Annotated in this window: 11 protein-coding genes; 7 read left to right on the top strand and 4 right to left on the bottom strand. The window is 37.5% G+C overall.

Features of this window, described 5'->3' with window-relative positions:
• Window positions 1-16 precede the first annotated feature (16 nt).
• From FLA105534_RS02005 to FLA105534_RS01980, 6 genes are all read left to right on the top strand, one after another.
• Window positions 17-1,252, top strand: a complete 1,236-nt coding sequence (locus tag FLA105534_RS02005; RefSeq protein ID WP_173964379.1) for an NAD(P)/FAD-dependent oxidoreductase — start codon at window positions 17-19, stop codon at window positions 1,250-1,252.
• A 3-nt stretch (window positions 1,253-1,255) separates the two neighbouring features.
• Window positions 1,256-2,551 carry an aminopeptidase P family protein gene (locus tag FLA105534_RS02000; RefSeq protein ID WP_173964378.1) on the top strand — a complete coding sequence of 432 codons (1,296 nt, stop codon included), beginning with the start codon at window positions 1,256-1,258 and terminating at the stop codon, window positions 2,549-2,551.
• A 3-nt stretch (window positions 2,552-2,554) separates the two neighbouring features.
• Window positions 2,555-4,717, top strand: a complete 2,163-nt coding sequence (locus FLA105534_RS01995; RefSeq protein ID WP_173964377.1) for a S9 family peptidase — start codon at window positions 2,555-2,557, stop codon at window positions 4,715-4,717.
• Window positions 4,718-4,978: 261 nt separating this feature from the next.
• Window positions 4,979-8,185, top strand: coding sequence for a SusC/RagA family TonB-linked outer membrane protein (locus FLA105534_RS01990; RefSeq protein ID WP_173964376.1), 3,207 nt, complete (start codon window positions 4,979-4,981; stop codon window positions 8,183-8,185).
• Between the two features lie 14 nt (window positions 8,186-8,199).
• On the top strand, window positions 8,200-9,657 hold the full coding sequence (locus FLA105534_RS01985) for a SusD/RagB family nutrient-binding outer membrane lipoprotein (RefSeq protein ID WP_173964375.1): 1,458 nt from the start codon (window positions 8,200-8,202) through the stop codon (window positions 9,655-9,657).
• Between the two features lie 355 nt (window positions 9,658-10,012).
• Complete coding sequence (locus FLA105534_RS01980) at window positions 10,013-13,861, top strand: M43 family zinc metalloprotease (RefSeq protein WP_173964374.1); 3,849 nt, start codon at window positions 10,013-10,015, stop codon at window positions 13,859-13,861.
• A gap of 70 nt (window positions 13,862-13,931) precedes the next feature.
• Here FLA105534_RS01980 and FLA105534_RS01975 read toward each other — a convergent pair whose 3' ends face one another.
• On the bottom strand, window positions 13,932-15,152 hold the full coding sequence (locus FLA105534_RS01975; RefSeq protein WP_173964373.1) for a M24 family metallopeptidase: 1,221 nt from the start codon (window positions 15,150-15,152) through the stop codon (window positions 13,932-13,934).
• 176 nt (window positions 15,153-15,328) lie between these two features.
• Between FLA105534_RS01975 and FLA105534_RS01970 the strand changes: the two genes are divergently transcribed.
• Window positions 15,329-16,639, top strand: a complete 1,311-nt coding sequence (locus FLA105534_RS01970; protein ID WP_173964372.1) for a S28 family serine protease — start codon at window positions 15,329-15,331, stop codon at window positions 16,637-16,639.
• Window positions 16,640-16,802: 163 nt separating this feature from the next.
• Here the strand turns inward: FLA105534_RS01970 and FLA105534_RS01965 are convergent, their stop codons facing one another.
• From FLA105534_RS01965 to dapB, 3 genes are all read right to left on the bottom strand, one after another.
• On the bottom strand, window positions 16,803-17,420 hold the full coding sequence (locus FLA105534_RS01965) for a WbqC family protein (RefSeq protein WP_173964371.1): 618 nt from the start codon (window positions 17,418-17,420) through the stop codon (window positions 16,803-16,805).
• A gap of 91 nt (window positions 17,421-17,511) precedes the next feature.
• Entirely contained in the window at window positions 17,512-19,065 is a 1,554-nt protein-coding gene (gene lepB, locus FLA105534_RS01960) for a signal peptidase I (protein ID WP_173964370.1), read from the bottom strand.
• A 65-nt stretch (window positions 19,066-19,130) separates the two neighbouring features.
• Entirely contained in the window at window positions 19,131-19,832 is a 702-nt protein-coding gene (gene dapB, locus FLA105534_RS01955; RefSeq protein WP_173964369.1) for a 4-hydroxy-tetrahydrodipicolinate reductase, read from the bottom strand.
• Window position 19,833: the final 1 nt, after the last annotated feature.

The raw sequence follows: 19,833 nt of genomic DNA, 5'->3' as shown, positions 1-19,833 counted from the left end.
TTTTAATTTCGAACAAATGAAAAGAGTAAGTATAATTGGAGGAGGTATAATAGGTTTGTGTACAGCTTATTATCTGGCAAAAGAAGGATATGAGGTAACTATTTTTGATCAGTCTCCTATGGATGATGGCTGTTCTTATGGAAATGCGGGAATGATAGTTCCGTCGCATATAATTCCGCTCGCACAAGCCGGTATGATTGCTCAGGGAATGAAATGGATGTTTGACAGTCAGAGTCCGTTTTATGTAAAACCGAGATTGGATGCAAATCTGATCAAATGGGGACTTCAGTTTTACAAACATGCAAATGAAAAACATGTAGAAAAAGCAATGCCTGCACTTCGCGATTTATCGTTGCTAAGTAAAGAACTGTATCAGGATTTTGCCAAAGAAAACAATTCTTTCTTTTATGAAGAAAAGGGACTTTTAATGTTGTATAAAACGGATAAAGTAGCCCATGAAATGTTTCATGAAGCAAGAGAGGCGGAAAAGTTAGGTTTGGAAGTAGACTATCTTTCCGGAGCAGCGATTGCAAAATTAGAAAATGGCACCAAAACCGATGTTTTGGGTGGGATACACTACAAAGGTGATGCACATTTGTATCCGCAAAAATTCATGCAATTTATCAAAGAAGAATTAAAAAGATTAAAGGTAGAAATCCATTCCGGTACCACTGTACAGGATTTTGTTTTCGATCATCATAAAATTACAAAAATAGTAACAGACAAAGGTATATTTGCTACCGATGAAGTGGTATTGGCGGCAGGTTCCTGGAGTCCTTCACTGGCTAAAAAACTGGGCGTTTCGGTTTCTATTTTACCGGGAAAAGGATATAGTTTTACCCTGAAGGATAAAAATCACAAACCTTCGATTCCATCTATTTTGTGTGAAGGTAAAGTTGCGGTGACACCTATGAATAATGATATCCGTTTTGGAGGAACTATGGAAATTACGCATACCGGAGATACCAAAATTAATAAAAACAGACTGCAGGGAATTATAAACAGTATTAATGAGTTTTACCCCGACATGCAGGTTGAAATGCCTGAAAATAAGGATACCTGGTTTGGTTTCAGACCTTGTACACCTTCGGGAATGCCGATTATTACCCGTGCAAAAAAAGTTGTAAATTTGACTTTCGCCACCGGACATGCCATGATGGGATTAAGCCTCGCACCGGCAACTGGAAAAATAATCACAGAGATTATTTCAGGCAAAACAACTTCTGTTGACACTAAAATGTTTCAATTATAAACTATGAGATACGATTCAATTCCGGCTTCTTTATTTGAAAATAACCGAAAGAGGTTTGTCGAAAAAATGCAAAAAAATAGTTTGGCTATACTGACTTCAAATGATGTGATGCCAAATAATACCGATGATGTAATGGGTTTTGCCCAAAATAATGATTTATTTTATTTGTCCGGAATTGAGCAGGACGAGACCATTTTGGTACTTTATCCCGATGCTTTTAAAGAAGAAAACAGAGCCATTTTATTTGTAAAAGAAGTGAGTGAGCATACATTAATCTGGGACGGAGATTTTTTGACCAAAGATAAAGTTACCGCCATTTCAGGAATTAAAAATGTAAAGTGGGTGCATGAATTTGAAAAAGCGATACAACTTTTTGCTTTTGAAGCGGATGCGATTTACTTAGGGCACAATGAACACATTAAAAGAATAACTGCAGAAATGAATACACGTCAGGATCGAATGATTCAGTGGTGCAGACAAAAATACCCACTGCATCAATACGAACGTGTTGCAAAAATAACAAGAGAACTTCGTACGGTAAAATCAGCCGAAGAGATTGCTTTAATCCAAAAAGCAATTGCGATAAGTGTTGACGGATTCAAAGCACTGTTGAGAGCCGTACGACCTGATGTAAAAGAATATGAACTTGAGGCTGAACTGGCGTATCATTATATTAAAAATGGAGGTAACCGTCATGCGTTCAAACCTATTATTGCTTCGGGTAAAAATGCCTGTGCTTTACATTACAACACCAATGATTCGGTTTGTAAGGATGGCGATATGCTTTTGGTAGACTTTGGTGTTTGTTATGGCAATTACAATTCAGATACCACGCGCTGTCTTCCGGTAAACGGAAAATTTTCGCCTCGTCAGAAAGAAATTTACCAATCGGTTTTGCATTGCCTTAAAGAAGGGTCAAAGTTTTTGAAACCTGGCGTTTTATCAAAGGACTACGAATTGCAGATGGCAAGCCTTGTTGAAACCGAACTGGTGAAACTGGGATTGATTACTTTAGAAGAAATTGCGGCCCAGGATCCTGATAATCCGGTTTGCAAAAAGTACTTCATGCACGGAACAGCTCATTTCCTCGGACTTGATGTTCATGATGTCGGATTGTATTCCAAACCTTTTGAAAAAGGAATGGTTCTTACCTGTGAGCCCGGAATATACATTCGCGAAGAAGGAATTGGGTGCCGACTGGAAAATGATTATTTGTTGACAGAAGACGGAAACATCAATTTATCTGAAGAAATGCCCATTGAAATTGAAGAGATAGAACAGCTAATAAATACCAAATAAACCATGATTAAAAAATACTTCTTATTGCTTCTTTTTGTCTGTTCGGGCATGCTGGCTCAAAAAGACATTGATATTAATGAATTAAAATGGCTGCCTAATTCGCATTCCTTTTGGGTAAATTCAGGAGGGAACATTTTGGTTTATGATGTCGATCAGTTAAATAAGAATACTACTGTTTTAACCCAACAGCAATTAACAAATGCAGGATTTAAAGGAGAGGTCGAAGAATTGGTCTGGAATCAGAACAAAACCAAAGTGCTGGTGTATACCAATTCAAAAAAAGTATGGAGAGCTAATACCAAAGGTGATTACTGGTTTTTTGACTTAACCACCGGAAAAGGAAGAAAACTAGGCGCCAGTTTAGAAGAGTCTTCTTTAATGTTTGCTAAGTTTTCCAGTGATAACGAAAATGTAGCGTATGTTTCAAAGCATAACATTTATCTTGAAAATCTGGCTTCAGCCAAAATAACGTCTTTAACCACCGACGGAACGGACAAGGTAATTAATGGAACTTTTGATTGGGTTTATGAAGAAGAACTTGCAGCGCGTGATGGATTTCGCTGGAGTCCCGATGGCAAAAGCATTGCTTTTTGGCGCGTAGATGCTTCAGAAACAAAGTTTCATTTAATGATTAACAATACGGATGCCTTGTATCCATTTGTAGTTCCGGTAGAATATCCTAAGGCAGGAGAAAAACCTTCTTCTGTAAAAATTGGGGTCATTGATATCGCTTCTGTAAAAACAAACTGGCTTGATATTCCGGGAGAACCTGATAATAATTATTTGGTTCGAATGGAATGGGTTGCTAAAGATGAGGTAATGGTAATACAGCTGAATAGAAATCAAAATCAGGTTTCTTTTTACAATTGTAATACGCAATCAGGAAAAGCTAGTTTAATCTATCAGGAAAAATCGGCGGAATGGATTGATGTTTTTGATGTTTCTTCAGGCGTGTACGATGGTTTCCCTTGTCAGTTTGTAGACAACGGTAAATCTTTTTTATGGAGTTCAGATGCCGATGGCTGGATGCATGTTTATAAAATTAGCCGTGACGGAAAAAAGAAAGAACTAATTACCACCGGAAATTTTGATGCTTACTTTAAAGCCTATAATGATAAGACAAAATCAATTTATTATATCGCAAGTCCTAAGGATGCAACGCAGCGTTATTTGTATGAAACAAATTTGAATTCACGCAAAACAAAAAGAATAACTCCGGAAGTATTTGAAGGGACTAATGAGTATGAGTTTTCTACTGACGGATCGTATGCAAAACACACCAATTCTAATATCAACCGTGACTTCAACGCGCGTCTGGTATCATTATCAGACCATAAAAAAATACTACCAAAAGAAACAGATGCTTTTACAAAACCGGAACGTGATTTTTCTTTGGAGAAGTTCAAAGTAACCACGGTTGATGGTGTTGAGATGGATGGAATCATGGCGAAACCGCTTGACTTTGATCCGGCAAAAAAATATCCGTTGTTTTTCTTCGTGTATGGAGAGCCAATGGCTTCGGTAGCTAATGATATGCCTTTATTTAATGGGATGATAAGTTTATTGATTCCGAAAGGATACATCGGAATTGCAATGGACAACAGAGGAACTCCGGTTTTGAAAGGAACAAAATGGAGAAAATCGATCTATAAAAATATTGGAATTATCAATACCCGCGATCAGGCGATGGCAGCAAAGGAGGTTTTGAAATGGGATTTTATTGATACCAATAGAGTTGCAGTACACGGATGGAGCGGAGGTGGAGCAGTAACTTTAAATTTAATGTTTCAGTATCCTGAAATATACAAAACAGGCGTAGCGGTTGCGGCGGTTACGGATCAGCATTTTTACGATAATATTTATACCGAACGTTATATGGGTTTGCCGGGTGAAAATGGAGCGGCTTACACTCTGGCTTCTCCCGTAACACATGCCAAGAACTTAAATGGGAACCTGCTATACATTCATGGGACTGGTGATGATAATGTACATTACAAAAATGCGGAAGTTTTGATTGATGAACTCATAAAATACGACAAAGTTTTTAATCTCATGATTTATCCAAATCGTTCGCATAGTATAAATGAAGGCGAAGGAACCCGAAAACATTTAGTAGATACTTTTCTAAAATTTATAGAAGAAAAATGTCCTTCGGGAACAAAATAGAGTAGTTTTAGAAGCACAAAAAAGGGAGAATTTCTGTAAAAGAGATTTCTCCCTTTTTTTGTGGTTTAAAATTAATTAAAAAATCATAAAAAGTAAGAAAATAAATACCTATTTGATTGAAATTTAAAAGGGTAAGATAATACATGTAAAATATTAAATATGTAATAAAAGGGTAATATAATAGGTTTTTGCGATAATATATTATCATAAAAATTATCAAAAAAGCAAAACATTTGCCAATACTAATTATAAAACCATTTTATGAAATTCAAGTTTTTTCAAAGAAAAACGGTAGTACTTTTTTTTGTACTGCTAGCACAATTTGCGCTCGCACAGGAGCGGGTTGTATCGGGAATTGTTTCAGATAATGCAGGAATGCCTTTGCCGGGTGCGAGTGTATTGATCAAGGGAACAAAAACGGGAGCTCAAACAGATTTTGACGGTAAATATTCTATTAAGACAAGTCATAATGCTGTTTTAGTCTTTAATTATATTGGGATGAAGGCTGTAGAGGTAACCGTTACGGGGAACACTGCCAATGTTTCTTTATCTCCTGCATCAGAGCAGCTTGGGGAGGTTGTCGTTACCGCTTTGGGGCTAAAAAGAGAAAAGAAATCTTTGGGATATGCCACTCAGGAAATCAAAGGAGAGGATCTGACAAAAGTAAACACAGGTAACGTAGCGAACTCTATTTCGGGTAAAATTGCGGGTGTACAAATCAGACGCAATAACAACATTGGAGGTTCGACAAACGTAGTGATTCGTGGTACAACTTCATTAACCGGAAACAACCAGGCTTTATGGGTGGTAGACGGTATTCCTTTGAACAATGATAATACCAATAGTGCTGATCAAAAAAGCGGGGGTAACACTGGTGGATACGATTACGGAAATGCTGCTTCAGACATCAATCCTGATGATATCGAAACCATGAACGTTTTGAAAGGATCTGCGGCTTCTGCATTGTATGGCTCAAGGGCTGCAAGTGGAGTGATTTTGGTAACGTTGAAAAAAGGAAGTAAATCTAAGGGAGGTCTGGGTGTAAGTTTCAATTCCGGAGTGACCGTTGGGGTAGTCGATAAAAAAACTTTACCGGAATATCAAAATCAATACGGTGGTGGATACGGTGATTTTTATGGTACAGTTGATTTAGGAAGTGGAGTTCATCCTTATGCTGCAACCGATGATGCTTCATGGGGACCTAGATTTGATCCTAATTTATTGGTGTACAACTGGAGTTCTTTTTATCCTGAATTACCGGGTTATGGAAAAGCAACACCGTGGACAGCAGTTAAGAAAAATCCAAATGATTTCTATCAGAAGAGTTTAACCTATATCAATAATATCGCTTTTACAGGATCTGGTGAAAAAGGTGATTTTAGATTTGGTTATACCAACTATAACATGAATCAGGGGATTTTGCCAAACAGTAATAATCGTAAAGATAATTTTAACTTCTCGGCAAGTTATAACATCCTGCCAAAAACTAAACTTTCGGTTTCTGCCAACTATTTAAAAGCAAATGCCAAAGGAATGAATGAGACGGGTTATGGTGATGGTGGAAACAACTACCTGAGCAGCGTGAGACAATGGTTTTCTACAAGTGTAGATTTTCAGGATTTGAAAGATGCTTACGATCTTACAGGACAAAATACTACCTGGAGTGTGGCGGGACCAACGGATTTAGCGATTCAGTTTCACGACAATCCTTATTTTCAAAGGTACAACAACTACAATACTTTAAATCGTGATCGTTTCTTCGGAAATTTCGCTTTAAGTACAGAAATCACCAATTGGTTTGATGTAATTGGTAAAGGATCTGTAGATTCTTACCACCAGTTGCAGGAAGAACGCATTGCTGTGGGATCGAAAAGAACTCCTAATGCACGCGGTCAGTATACCAGGTTTGACAAAACATTCAGAGAGGTCAACTTTGATTTGATCATGAACTTCAAAACTAATATTACCGAGGATATTAAGTTTAACGGAATGCTTGGTGGTAATTCAAGACGTTCTATTAGTAATTCAATCTTTGCTGCAACAAATGGAGGATTGGTAGTACCTGGTATTTATGCTTTGAATAATTCAGTTGATAAAATAAACAGCCCAAGTGAGACTCAGGTAACTATTGGTACAAATAGTGTTTATGCAAGTGCTGGATTTAATTTCCGTGAAACTTATTTCATTGAAGGGACATACCGTGTAGATAAGTCTTCGACATTGCCGACTGCAAATAGTACTTATACTTATCCATCGATTACAGGAACTTATATTTTTAGTAATCACATTAAGACCGACTGGCTTTCTTTTGGAAAATTACGCTTGAATTATGCGGATACAGGTAACGATGCGCAATTTGGGACGATTATTGCGACTTATCCAAAGAATGATAATTTTGGACCTGAAGGAATTCGTTTTTCTACAGAAAATAACAAAAGCAACGGTAACTTAAAAAGTGAGCAGACGAAAGGTTTTGAGGCAGGTCTTGAATTTAAACTGTTTAAAAACAGAGTAGGGTTTGATTTTACTTACTACAAAACCAATACAACCAATCAGATTCTTTCTATTGAAACTCCTACACAAACCGGATATACAAGAGCCTGGATAAATGCAGGTGATGTTCAGAACAAAGGGTTTGAGGTAACCTTATCTGTAATCCCGGTTAAAACACAAAATTTCTCTTGGGAAGCAAAAGTAAACTGGTCTACGAACAAAAATGAAGTAATCTCATTAGGAGGAGCTGACAGAATTTCGTTAGGATCTTTCCAGGGAGTAGGATATGTTGCTGAGGTAGGGAAACCGCTTGGACAAATGATCGGTTCAGGATTTACCTATCTGAACGGAGAAAAAGTAATTCGTTCAAATGGAAGATACCAGCAAACAGCCGGTGCAACAATTGGTGATGTAAATCCGGACTGGATTGGAGGTTTGAATAACGTAATCACATACAAGAACTTTTCGTTAAACTTTTTGATTGATGTGAAAAAAGGAGGAGACGTTTATTCGTTAGATCAACGTTTCGGACATACTACGGGAATCTACGAAAGTACAGTTTCTAACAACCATTTAGGGAATCCACAAAGAGAGCCCCTTGCCAATGGCGGAGGGATTTTGTTAGCAGGTGTTAAGGCAGATGGAACTCCAAATGATAAGGTGGTTAGTGTAGAAGGTGCAGATGGATATTCTTTCTATAACTCAATGCCAGAGCAGCAATATGTTTACGATGCTTCTTATGTGAAACTACGTGAGTTAGGATTGAGCTATAGAGTACCTTCAAAATTTCTGGCGAAAACTTTTATCAGCAATATGATTTTTGCAGTCAATGGAAGTAACCTGTGGATCATCCATAAAAATTTGCCTTATGCTGATCCGGAAGCGGGACTTTCTTCAGGAAATCTTCAGGGATTCCAAACAGGAGTTTTACCAACATCAAAAGAGTACAGCTTTAATATGAAAGTTCAATTCTAAAAAACAACAAAAAAATGAAAATAGTAAAAACGATATTTTTTGCAGGAGCCATTTTACTTTCGGTTGCTTCATGTGATAACTTAGAAGATTTAAATCAGGATAAAAAAGCGTATACTACTGTTTTACCGGGCGCGCTTATGACCAGTGCACAGGTAAACTATGCGTTCTTCCTGACCAATGCTTCGGTAAACAGCAATAATTTTAGAGGATATGCTCAATATTGGAGCACCACAACGTATACAGATGAGGTGAATTACAATATGGAAAGAAGAAACTTAGGAAACTCTCATGCCATTTTGTTATACCGCGATGTATTGCAGGATTTAGTAAATGCGCAAAAACAAGTTGCAAGTAAAGAAGCATTAGGAGCTGTTGAAACGGCAATTAAGAAAAACAAAATTGCAATACTTGATATTCAGATTGTAATGGCTTATCAAACCCTTGTTGATTTGTTTGGGAATGTGGCTTACAGTGAAGCATTGAATATTGATGTATATCCTTATCCTAAGTACGACGATGCCAAAACCATTTATTTTGATCTTGCTACGAGACTGGATGCTGCAATTGCCAGCATGGATGCCGGTAAAGAGAGTTTTGGTTCAGCTGACTTAGTGTATAAAGGAGACGTGGGTAAATGGAAAACATTAGCCAACAGTGTAAAACTAAAACTAGGATTACACCTTGCTGACGTTGAGCCTGCAAAAGCAAAAGCTATAGTAGAAAGTGCTTATAGCTCAGGAGTAATGACAAGCGAAGCTGAAACGGCATTGTTTAAGTATTTCTCTTCACTTGTAGACATGAATCCTTTGTATGACACCTTGGTAAATGAAAGTCAGACCATACCTACAGCCTTTTTTGTGGATGAATTGAATGCTAAAAATGACCCAAGACGTGATACCTTCTTTAATCCAGCCTCTAAAAAGTCAGGCAACTATAAAGGAGCACCTTATGCAAAACAGGTAACTTATGGGGACTATTCTAATATGGGATTAAGATTAAAAGAAAAAACAAACCCGGGAGTACTTTTTGATTACACTGAAACATGTTTCCTTTTAGCTGATGCTGCTAACAGAGGTTTTAGTGTAGGAGGTACCGTAGAGGAATATTATAAAAAAGGAATTCAGGCCAGCATGAAATTTTGGGGAGTCTCTAATGCAGATGCCCAAACCTATTTGAACAGAGCAGATGTTGATTTTGCAACTGCTGCCGGAACAGCTAAAGAAAAAGTAGCCTACCAGCTTTGGATCGCTTATTACAACAGAGGATTTGAAGCATGGACAGAATACAGAAGATTAGATTTTCCTGTTTTAGTAGCACCTTCAACTGCAGTCGATGCTGCTAAGGGAAAAGTACCGGTTCGTACTATCTATTCGATCTTCGATAAAACTTTAAATAAAGAAAATTATGAAGCAGCCGCCTCTGCTATAGGTGGAGATTTAATGACTACAAAGATTTTCTGGGATAAATTTTAATTTGAATTAGTTTTCTTGTTTTTAGCCGGGGCCCTTAATTGGGTTCCGGTTTTTTTTTGTTTAATAAATAGGGATATATAAGGTTAGTGTGAAATGTAAACCGCTTCGTGAGCAAATTACTGCTTAATAAAATTAGCGACTTTATTCTTGACTTGATCTTTGTCGTGTATTTGGTTTTTGTTTAGTAAAAATGCTTATTTGTTTGTGAAAGCTCATTAATTATAGAATATTTTTAAATAGTGTGTTTTTTTAAAGTTAAAAAGTTGTTAATTATATATTGTTTTTAAATAACATAGTATCAGTAAAATAGAACCTATGCTGTTAATTTTGATGCCAACAAATTAACCCAAAAAAAATGAAAACAAAACTACTAGTATTAATGCTTGTTTTTTCGATAGGAAAAATGAGCGCGCAGGGACTTCCTTGCCGGACTACTGAAGAAAACGCCAAAATGTATCGGAGTAGCCCCAAATCACTTCAGGAAAAAAAAGACTTTGAAACCTTTACCAACAATTTCGCACTTCAGCGTAAAAGCAAGACTTCAAAAAGTGCAGCAGTAACTACCTACACTATTCCCGTTGTTTTTCATATTTATGGAGATGTACAAAGCGGAAAAACCATTACCTATGAAAAAATCGTCAATCATCTGGCACAATTAAATGACGATTTTAACGGAAGAAATGCAGATTATCAAACCGTTGAACCCTTTTTTCAGGCCAGAAGAGGAACTCTAAACATCGAATTTAAACTGGCAAAAAAAGACCCGAACGGAGGATGTACCAACGGAGTTGTTTTTCATGCCGCTAAAAACGGTTACGGAAATGGCGGAGGTTATGACGACCAGATTGCCGCCGATGCCTGGGACAATAAAAAATACATGAACGTTTATATTCAGAACGATTTGTATAACGAAGGAGTTTTTAACAACTCGGGAGTTGCCTGGTATCCAAGTTCAGAAATGACTGCCAGCAATACAGCGCGTGTAGTCTTTAATGGAGCTTACCTTTATGACAACTCCTACAGCAAAGAATTTTCAGCAACGCTGACACATGAGTTTGGACATTTCTTAAACCTGATTCACACTTTCGAAGGAGGCTGCTCCGGCACAGATGAAGTTGCCGACACTCCTGCAGAAGACGCTAAGCACACTCTGGCTTGTACACCGGGAACCAATTGTACAGGAGATAAAGTAAACATCGAAAACTATATGGGGTACAATGGCGCACAAGGCTGTTATAAAATGTATACCCAGGGGCAGATCGACAGAATGCTGGCAGCTTTACAGCACCCTGCCAGGATCACACTCTGGCAGCCACAAAACTTAATTGATACGGGAGTGAATTCTACCGAGAGCAGTTTAGTGGCAACCGGAACTAGTTTTAAGGAAACAGTTGTTAATGACGGAGCTTTTGATACGGCATCAGTGGTTACCTTAAGCGGAGGGAAAACCTTTGCGCTAAGTTCAGGAACAATGACTGCAGGAACTCATTTTACTCACACTTTTCCAGCAGGGATCACACCGGTTGTTACTGTAAACTCAAACGGACAAGTGACGGTAACGCTTTCAGGAAAAGCAACAAATCATGCAGCAGCACAAAATTCAACTGCAGGGATCAGCTTTTTACCTGCAGCATTTACCGGAGGAATCACAGGTTTGTCTTGTACTTCTTTGTTTTACAATTTGAGATTTACCGATCCATACGGAATCTTTTTTGTAGACATGCCTAACATTAATATTTCTTCCGCTTTAATCTGGAAACCTTTTGATATTGCAAAAGGAGATGATACTTCATTTGGAGCCTGGCGTTATGCGGCCAATGCTCTGAAAATTGAAACCTATGGTAAAAAATTAGTCTGCGAAAGTGGAACCAGAAATATTACGTTATTAGGACAAAATGCAGCTGTTGGACCAGCTAGTAACATGGTAGCTCCGGGAGCATACCCGGATCAGCTGGATTTAAGAACTGCAAATTATACAGCCTGGGACGGAAAATCAGGATATGTTGGTTTCGAATATAAAATTGACGGACTAACTTGTTATGGATGGTTCAAGGTAGATGTTGCGGCTAACGGAGATGGTTACACCGTTTCGGAATATGCTTATAATACACAGCCTAATACTCCTATTTATACAGGTATGACCAACAAAACGGCAGTAGTTTTATCTGAAAGTTTACTGTATGAAGCCGAAGCTAATGACGGAGGTGTTACGACCACCAGCACCATTTCGTTATCCACTAACAACGGAACTTTTACTAAAAGTACGGGAACTTTAACGGCAGGAACTGATTATACCATTACAGGAGTTCCTTCAGGTTTAACAGCAGTTCTTACGCTTTCAGGAAATAATAAAGTAGTTGTTTCCTTCACCGGAAAAGCAACAGCACATCTTCCGGCAAATGATGCCGCGGTAGCAATTACATTCAAAGATGCTGCTATTACAGGAGGGATTTCGACACTTGATAATGCATCAAAAACAATCAATCTGAAATTTGATGCGCCTTATGGTGTGTTTTATGTAAACAATTCCGATTATGTTGCTTCGGCAGCGCAACCATGGCAATATTTTGACTTAGGAATCGGAGACAATACAGAATACGGAGCGTGGCAGTTTGCAGCTGCAGCTTTAAAAGTAGAAACATATGGCAAAAGATTGGTGGGGCCAACAGGTACCCGAAACATCAGTTTGATTGCTCAGGGGACTACAATTGGAGCATCAAGTAATTTTGTAACTCCGGGAGCAGCATATCCAGATCAGTTAGATTTAAGAACGGCAACGTATACAGCCTGGGACAATCAAACAGGTTATATTGGTTTTGAATACAAAAGCAGAGGACGTACATGCTACGGCTGGCTGCATGTAAAAGTAGAAGCAGGAGGCGTTGGTTATTCAGTTTTAGACTTTGCTTACAATACCAAACCAAACGAATCAATTCAGGCGGGAACTCAGACAACTACAACTGTTTTGGCTCCTACAAGTCTTGCGGCTACTGTTAACAACACCAGCTTACAAGTACAGTTGACGTGGGTAAATAATGCGACAAATGCAACGAATATCGTAGTAGAAAGAGCAGGAACAGATAATGTTTTTGCTGAAATAACAACACTACCAAGTACAGCGCTTACATACACCAACACAGGTTTAACAGCCGGAAATACTTATAAGTACAGAGTACGTGCAAAAGCAAATACGGTTTATTCAGCTTATTCAAATGAAGTAACGGCAACTCTTACTGCAGGTTCGGCATATTGTACTGCTCAGGCTAATAGTAATTACGAATATATTAATTCAGTAACGATTGGAAGTTTTACAAACACATCTGGTAAAGATGCAGGTGGTTATGCTAATTTTACTTCTAAAACGGTAACAGTAACTCCGGGAACAGTCACAAATGTGAGTCTGGCAGCAGGTTTCTCAGGAGGATCTTACTTAGAATACTGGGGAGTATGGATTGATTATAACAAAAACAATGTTTTTGATGCTTCCGAAAAAGTAATTGATGGAATTTCTTCCACTGGAACTGCAACGGGAAGTTTTACCCCGATTACGTTTACGGGAACGACCAGAATGCGTATTGTAATGAAGTATTATTCAAATCCGTCAGCTTGTGGTAACATCGGCGATGGGGAAGTAGAAGATTATACAGTCGTTGCGGGTACAGCACCAAATCCGGTGACATTGCCTACACCAACTAATATTGGTAATTCAGGAGTATATACATCAGGATTTTATGCTTCGTGGAATACAGTAGCTAATGCTACAAGCTATGAAGTGCAGCTGAATAATGCTAGTACAGTATGGACAACTTTCGGAACTTCTACTACTTATTATTTGTGGATTCCGAAACAAGGCACACAAACGGTTTATCAGTTTAGAGTTAGAGCTAAAAATGCCACTGATACCAGTGATTGGAGTGCCCCGCTTTCAATTGATTTGCAAAACGGAAGTGCCGGAGCAGTTCAGACTGACGCTACAAGATCATTTACATTGTATCCAAACCCGGCTACGGATGTTGTTAATTTTAACTTCTCTAATCTAAACTTGTCGGATATCAAAATTACGATCTACGACAGTGCAGGAAACGTAGTGGATGTAGTAAGAAATGCAGCTTCTTATGAAGTAAATCGCCTTAGAAAAGGAGTTTATATTGTGGTAGCTACAGATGGAAGCTTCACAGATACTAAAAAATTATTGGTTAAATAAATAATTTGGTTGTAAAAAGAAAGAGGGGAAACGACATTGTTTCCCCTTTTTTATGTCTTTAAAATAAAACTTAATTAATACCAATCCCAAACGGATTGTCAATACTGTGCATAGGAGTGGTAAACCATTTTGGGCCGTCAGCAGTCATATAAAAGTGATCTTCATGACGAATTCCAAATTGCCCAGGGATACAAAGCATAGGTTCGTTGCTTACCACCATTCCTTCCTGTAAAACAGTAGTGTTGCCTCTTACAAGGTATGGGTGTTCATGAATGTCTAATCCTGTTCCGTGACCTACACGATGAGGAAGTCCTGGAAGTTCATAATCGGCACTTAAGCCTCCTGCAGCGATTACTTTACGTGCGGCATCATCAACAGAGCTACAGGTTGCACCTAACTGTGCCGCATCAAAAGCTGCTTTTTGAGCGGCCTTTTCTAAATTCCAAATCTTTATGTGGGCTTCGGTTGGAGTTCCGTACACATAAGTTCGGGTGATGTCGGATAAATAACCTTCCAGACGACAGCCAGTGTCAATAAGTACAACATCATTGTCTTTTAAGTCCTGCGGAGTGGTTACTCCGTGTGGATATTGGGAATCATCAGCAAACAATACAATACAGAAATAAGATCCTGAGGAAATTCCGGCTTTGATATGCGCCTGATTGATAAAATCGACCACCGTTTCGGCTTTTATACCCGGATATAAGATGCGGGCGGCAGCGCGTTGTACCACCATGGTAATTTCTTTGGCCTGCTGAATAATGGCAATTTCGTTTGCTGATTTCTGAATACGACAGCCTGTAGTAATAGGTTGGGAATTTTCAAAATCATAACCAGGATTAGCTTTCACGATCGCATCAATTAAAAAATAACCAGCTGATTCATCCAGTGCAATCTTACTGTTATTGATGCCTTTGTCATGTAGTATTTTTCCAAATAAAACAGAGGGAGATTCATGTTCTTCCCAGCAATTCAGGTGACCATCGATTTGCATGAATTTTCTAAAAGTACCTTCCTCGAATTTCGGAACGATATATTCCAGGCTACCATCTTCAAGCAATAGAGCTCCTACCATTCTTTCAGAAGGGTTCCATTTCGTTCCGGTAAAATAATACAAATTGGTTCCGGCATTCAGAAATAAAGCTTTAAAGCCTGTTGTTTTGATAAGGGATACTGCTTTCTCAATTCGCGTTTGATATTCTTCCGGCTGAATGGCTTTCACATTCAGTGTCATATCCTGTATTTTTTCTAATTCTGCAATTGCGTCAGATCCGCCAACTCCAATAGTCATATCTTTTGTTTTAAGGTTAGTTGTTTTTTGTTTTTTCGGATTAAAAATAAGTCAATATTTCCGGATAGTGCTATTTTAACTCAAAGTAGGTAAAATATAATAATTTAAGGATAATATACTATTGGATTTTGGGTGGTAATGCCAGTATTTTTAGAAAATCAACTAAACTTTAAAAAATGAAAAGTATACAGCGTTTATTATTGCTATTGTGTGTTGTACTGAGTTCGCATTTTGCTTCAGCACAAGGTACATCCGATTTACATCAGAAACTCACGGCCTTGTTTCCAAAAGCCGAAATTACGGTTATAGAAAATTTAGAAGGTTACTCAGAATCGTATCAGCTCATTTTAGACGAGCCATTAGACCATAAAAATCCTCAAAAAGGAACATTTAAACATTACGTTTATTTATCGCATTTCAATTTTAATAGTCCTATGGTGATTGAAACTCATGGTTACAATACAAACAATATTAAAAGTGAGGTAAGTAAGTTATTAAACGCAAATCAGATTGCAGTTGAATATCGCTTTTACGGAAAGTCAAGACCGGAACCACTTCCGTGGGAATACTTGACAAATGATCAGGCGATTGCTGATTATCATGATCTTGTAGTAAAATTGAAACAAATCTACACAGGAAAATGGATTTCAACCGGAATAAGTAAAGGAGGAGAAACAGCCTTGATTTATAAGTCAAAATACCCAAATGACGTTGATGTGGCTATGCCTTATGTGGCACCGTTAATTAATACGACGGAAGATCCCCGAACGGTAGAACATACAAAAACGGTAGGAACAGCAGAATGCAGAGCTAAAATTACGGCATTTCAAAGAGCTGTTTTAGAAAATAGGGAGGCTGTTTTAAAAGAGTTTAAACAATATGCGGAAGCAAAGAAAATGACTTTTACTGAAGTGCCTTTGGCAGAAGCATTGGAATATGCGGTTTTAGAATTTCCTTTTTCTTTTTGGCAATGGGGAGGAAAATGTGAGGCTATTCTGGCAGTGACCGCTACTCCAAAAGAACTGTTTGATTATCTGGATGAGGTTTCAGGTGTTAGAACATACAATGATAAAATGTACTTTCATTACCTGCCGTCTTATTATCAGCATTTGAAAGAATTAGGTTATTATGGTTTTGATTTTTCTCCGGTTGCTGATTTATTACAGGTAGTAAAAAGTACTTCTAATGATCGGTTTGCACCCAAAGGAGTCGCAATAAAATACAATCCGAAATACATCAAAGAAGTGCGTAAATATGTAGAAAATAAAGGAAATAGAATTTTGTATATCTACGGCGGTTATGATACCTGGTATTCGTGTGCCCCAACACCTGATTCGAAATTAGATGCTTTAAAAATGGTTCTTCCGACTGGTAGTCATACTACGAGGGTGAAAGATTTTCCGGAGAACGATCGAAAACGAATTATGGAAACATTGTCAAGATGGCTGGATCTAAAAACGTCTGACGATAAAGCGGAACTAAATTAAAAAGAAAATGCCTGATCAGAATTTCTTGTTGGTTTAACCACAAAGAACGCAAGGATTTTTAATGATAAGATCTTATACAAACGCAAAGTTCGCAAAGCTATCATAAATAAAGCTCTGCGAACTTTGCGAATATCTTTGCGTTCTTTGTGGTTAAACCTAAATCTTAAACCAGTAGTTTCTGTGTTTTTAAATAATCCACAGCAAATTTACCTTCATTAAAAAGTAAATCCAAAACACTTAGATTATTGATAAAACCATGCTTGTCGTCAAAAACCTGAGTGTATTTTTCAAATGTATTAACATCTTTTTTTCCGTTAGCCAAAACTCTGAAATCGGAGATGTTCTCTATTTCATGAAAATACTCTGTCGTTTTGCTAAACTCTAATTTCATTCGTAGACATTTAGTAGTGATGTCTAGTACTTCCAGATTTAGATCCATTAAAAAAGTGTGCTGCTTTTCAAAAACAGGACGAATATCATCTTCAAAAAACTCAAAAAAAGGAGAGCTTCTGTAAGCTGCTTCCAGTGATTTGAAATGTTGTTTTTGCCAGTCAAATTCATTCTCTATTAAAACATCTTTCGTTTTCTGATGCGCAGATTTTGAATGTTTAACCGGTATGTTTAGTAACTGAATCCCGTTTGGACTATAAATGTACGTACGGTTTCTGTTGGTTTGTTTCTGAAAATTATCTTCCATTTCAAAAGTAATATTTTCAGATTGAGCCATAACTGCAAAGTGGCTTATCGATGGAAAATAAGTAGGAAGTAAGAGAGAGTTCATCTTTAATTGCTTTAAAAGTTTCAGGTTTCAAGTTTCAGGTTTTGAATGCACCTGAAACTTGAAACCTGAGACAAAAATAACTTTTTTTATTTTATGCTTTGTTTTCTTTTCTTTTTCTCCAGAAATATTCTCCAACAAAGTAAGCTGCAAGAATAAATAAGAAATACTTAAAGTATGATTGAGGTTGTCCTTCACCATCAACAGTTGTGAAAACTCTACTCCAACGAATTTTGTTAATTCCTTTACCGTTAGTATCCCAGCTCATCCAGATGAAAACCGGTTTTCCTACGATATGGTTTTCAGGAACATAACCCCAATAACGACTATCTTCAGAGTTGTGACGGTTGTCTCCCATCATCCAATAGTAATTTTGTTTGAAGGTATAAGTAGTGGCAGGTTTACCGTTGATTAAGAATTTAGAGCCGTCCAACTGCAAAGTGTTTCCTTCATAGGTGGTAATGATGTCCTTGTAAAAAGGAAGTGACTCATTGGTTAACGCAACTGTTTTTCCTGCTTCCGGAATGTAAATCGGACCAAAATTATCCTGATTCCATTTGTTGATATGAGGGAAAATAGCATTGTCATTTCCTCTGTCAATTTCTCTTTTTACAGCCGTAATTCCCGGAGTGTTTTTAAGGCGCTCTGCACTGGCTTCGGTTAAAGCTCTGAAATAAAGAGTATCTCTTTTTTCGCTTTTAAATCCTGCTCCGTCTGTAATATCAAGTTCTCTTACCAGAGATTCAAAATCGATAGGTATTTTTGGATCTATGGCTACTGAATAAGAGTATTGTGGTTTTGCTCTTTCCGGTAAAACTAATTTTTTTCCGTTAATGAAAACAAATCCGTCTTTAATAGATAAACTGTCTCCCGGGATACCTACGCATCTTTTTACGTAATTTGATTTTTTATCAATAGGTTTGATAACTCCTGGTCTTCCTTTTGGTTCGTAGAAATAATGAACCGTATCGACAGGCCAGTTAAAAACCACTATATCAGATCGTTTTATTTTTTCTAAGGCAGGTAATCTGAAATAAGGCAATTGTGGCCATTTCAAATAAGATTTTTGTTTTACAAAAGGTATAGAGTCATGAACCATCGGTAATGCAACGGTAGTCATAGGTACTCGTGGGCCGTAATTTACTTTACTAACAAATAAAAAGTCACCAATTAATAATGATTTTTCTAAAGACGAGGTAGGAATTGTGTAAGGCTGCACTAAATAAGTATGTACAAGCGTTGCCACAATAACTGCAAAAAGTAAAGAACTTAACGTATCGCTTGCTTTATTTTCTGAGGTCAATTTTCTGTCAGCGTTGTGTACTAATTTTTGAGTGTAGTTTATATAATAGATATAGAAACCTAAAGTGAAGATTCCTAAAAGAGTATCTAAAGTTGTTTTTTTACCAAACGTTCTTAATGTTTCTACCCAAACAACAGGAAACATAATCAGGTTGATAATTGGAATGAAAAGTAATAAAGTCCACCAGGTCGGGCGACTGATTATTTTCATTAAAACGATTGAATTGTAAACCGGAATTGCAGCTTCCCAACTTTTTCTTCCGGCAGCCTGATACAGTTTCCAGGTTCCCAAAAAGTGAATAATCTGAACGGCTAAGAAAAATACAAACCAATAATATAGTGTCATAATATTTTGTTTAAAGTTTCAGGGCAGGGGTCTAATTTGAAAATTACCTCAACCTTTATAACTGTTTATTTTAAATTTAATACGTCTTTCATAGAATAGATACCCGTTTTTCCGGCAAGCCATTCTGCAGCAATCACGGCTCCAAGGGCAAAACCTTCACGATTGTGTGCGGTATGTTTCAATTCGATACTGTCTACAGCTGAATCGTAAGCTACGGTATGAGTTCCCGGAACTTCTCCAATTCTTTTGGCTTCAATGTAGATTTCGTTGTCTTTAGCCTCGTCTAAAGTCCAATTGGTATAATTGCTGTTTTCGATCACGCCTTTGGCTAAAGAAATTGCAGTACCGCTTGGTGCATCTAGTTTATGAGTATGATGAATTTCTTCCATTGTAACTTTATACGAATCAAACTGAGCCATAATTTTGGCCAGATATTCATTCAGTTCAAAGAAAATATTAACGCCTAAACTGAAGTTAGAACTTGAGATAAAACCACCTTTCTTTTCGTTGCAAAGTGTTATCATTTCATCATAATGTTCTAGCCAGCCTGTTGTTCCTGAAACTACGGGAACATTAGAATGAAAGCAATTTGAAATATTGTCAACGGCAGCAGTTGGGACGCTGAAATCGATAGCAACATCGGCTGTTGAAAGTCCGTCATAAGTACTGAATTCGTCTTTCTTTAAAACAATTTCATGACCTCTTTCTAAAGCAATTCGCTCGATTACTTTACCCATTTTTCCGTATCCTAAAAGCGCAATTTTCATT

Origin of the sequence: Flavobacterium collinsii (assembly GCF_902804485.1) — a bacterium.
Classification (GTDB): domain Bacteria; phylum Bacteroidota; class Bacteroidia; order Flavobacteriales; family Flavobacteriaceae; genus Flavobacterium; species Flavobacterium collinsii.
This window is presented reverse-complemented; position numbering and strand designations above follow the sequence as displayed.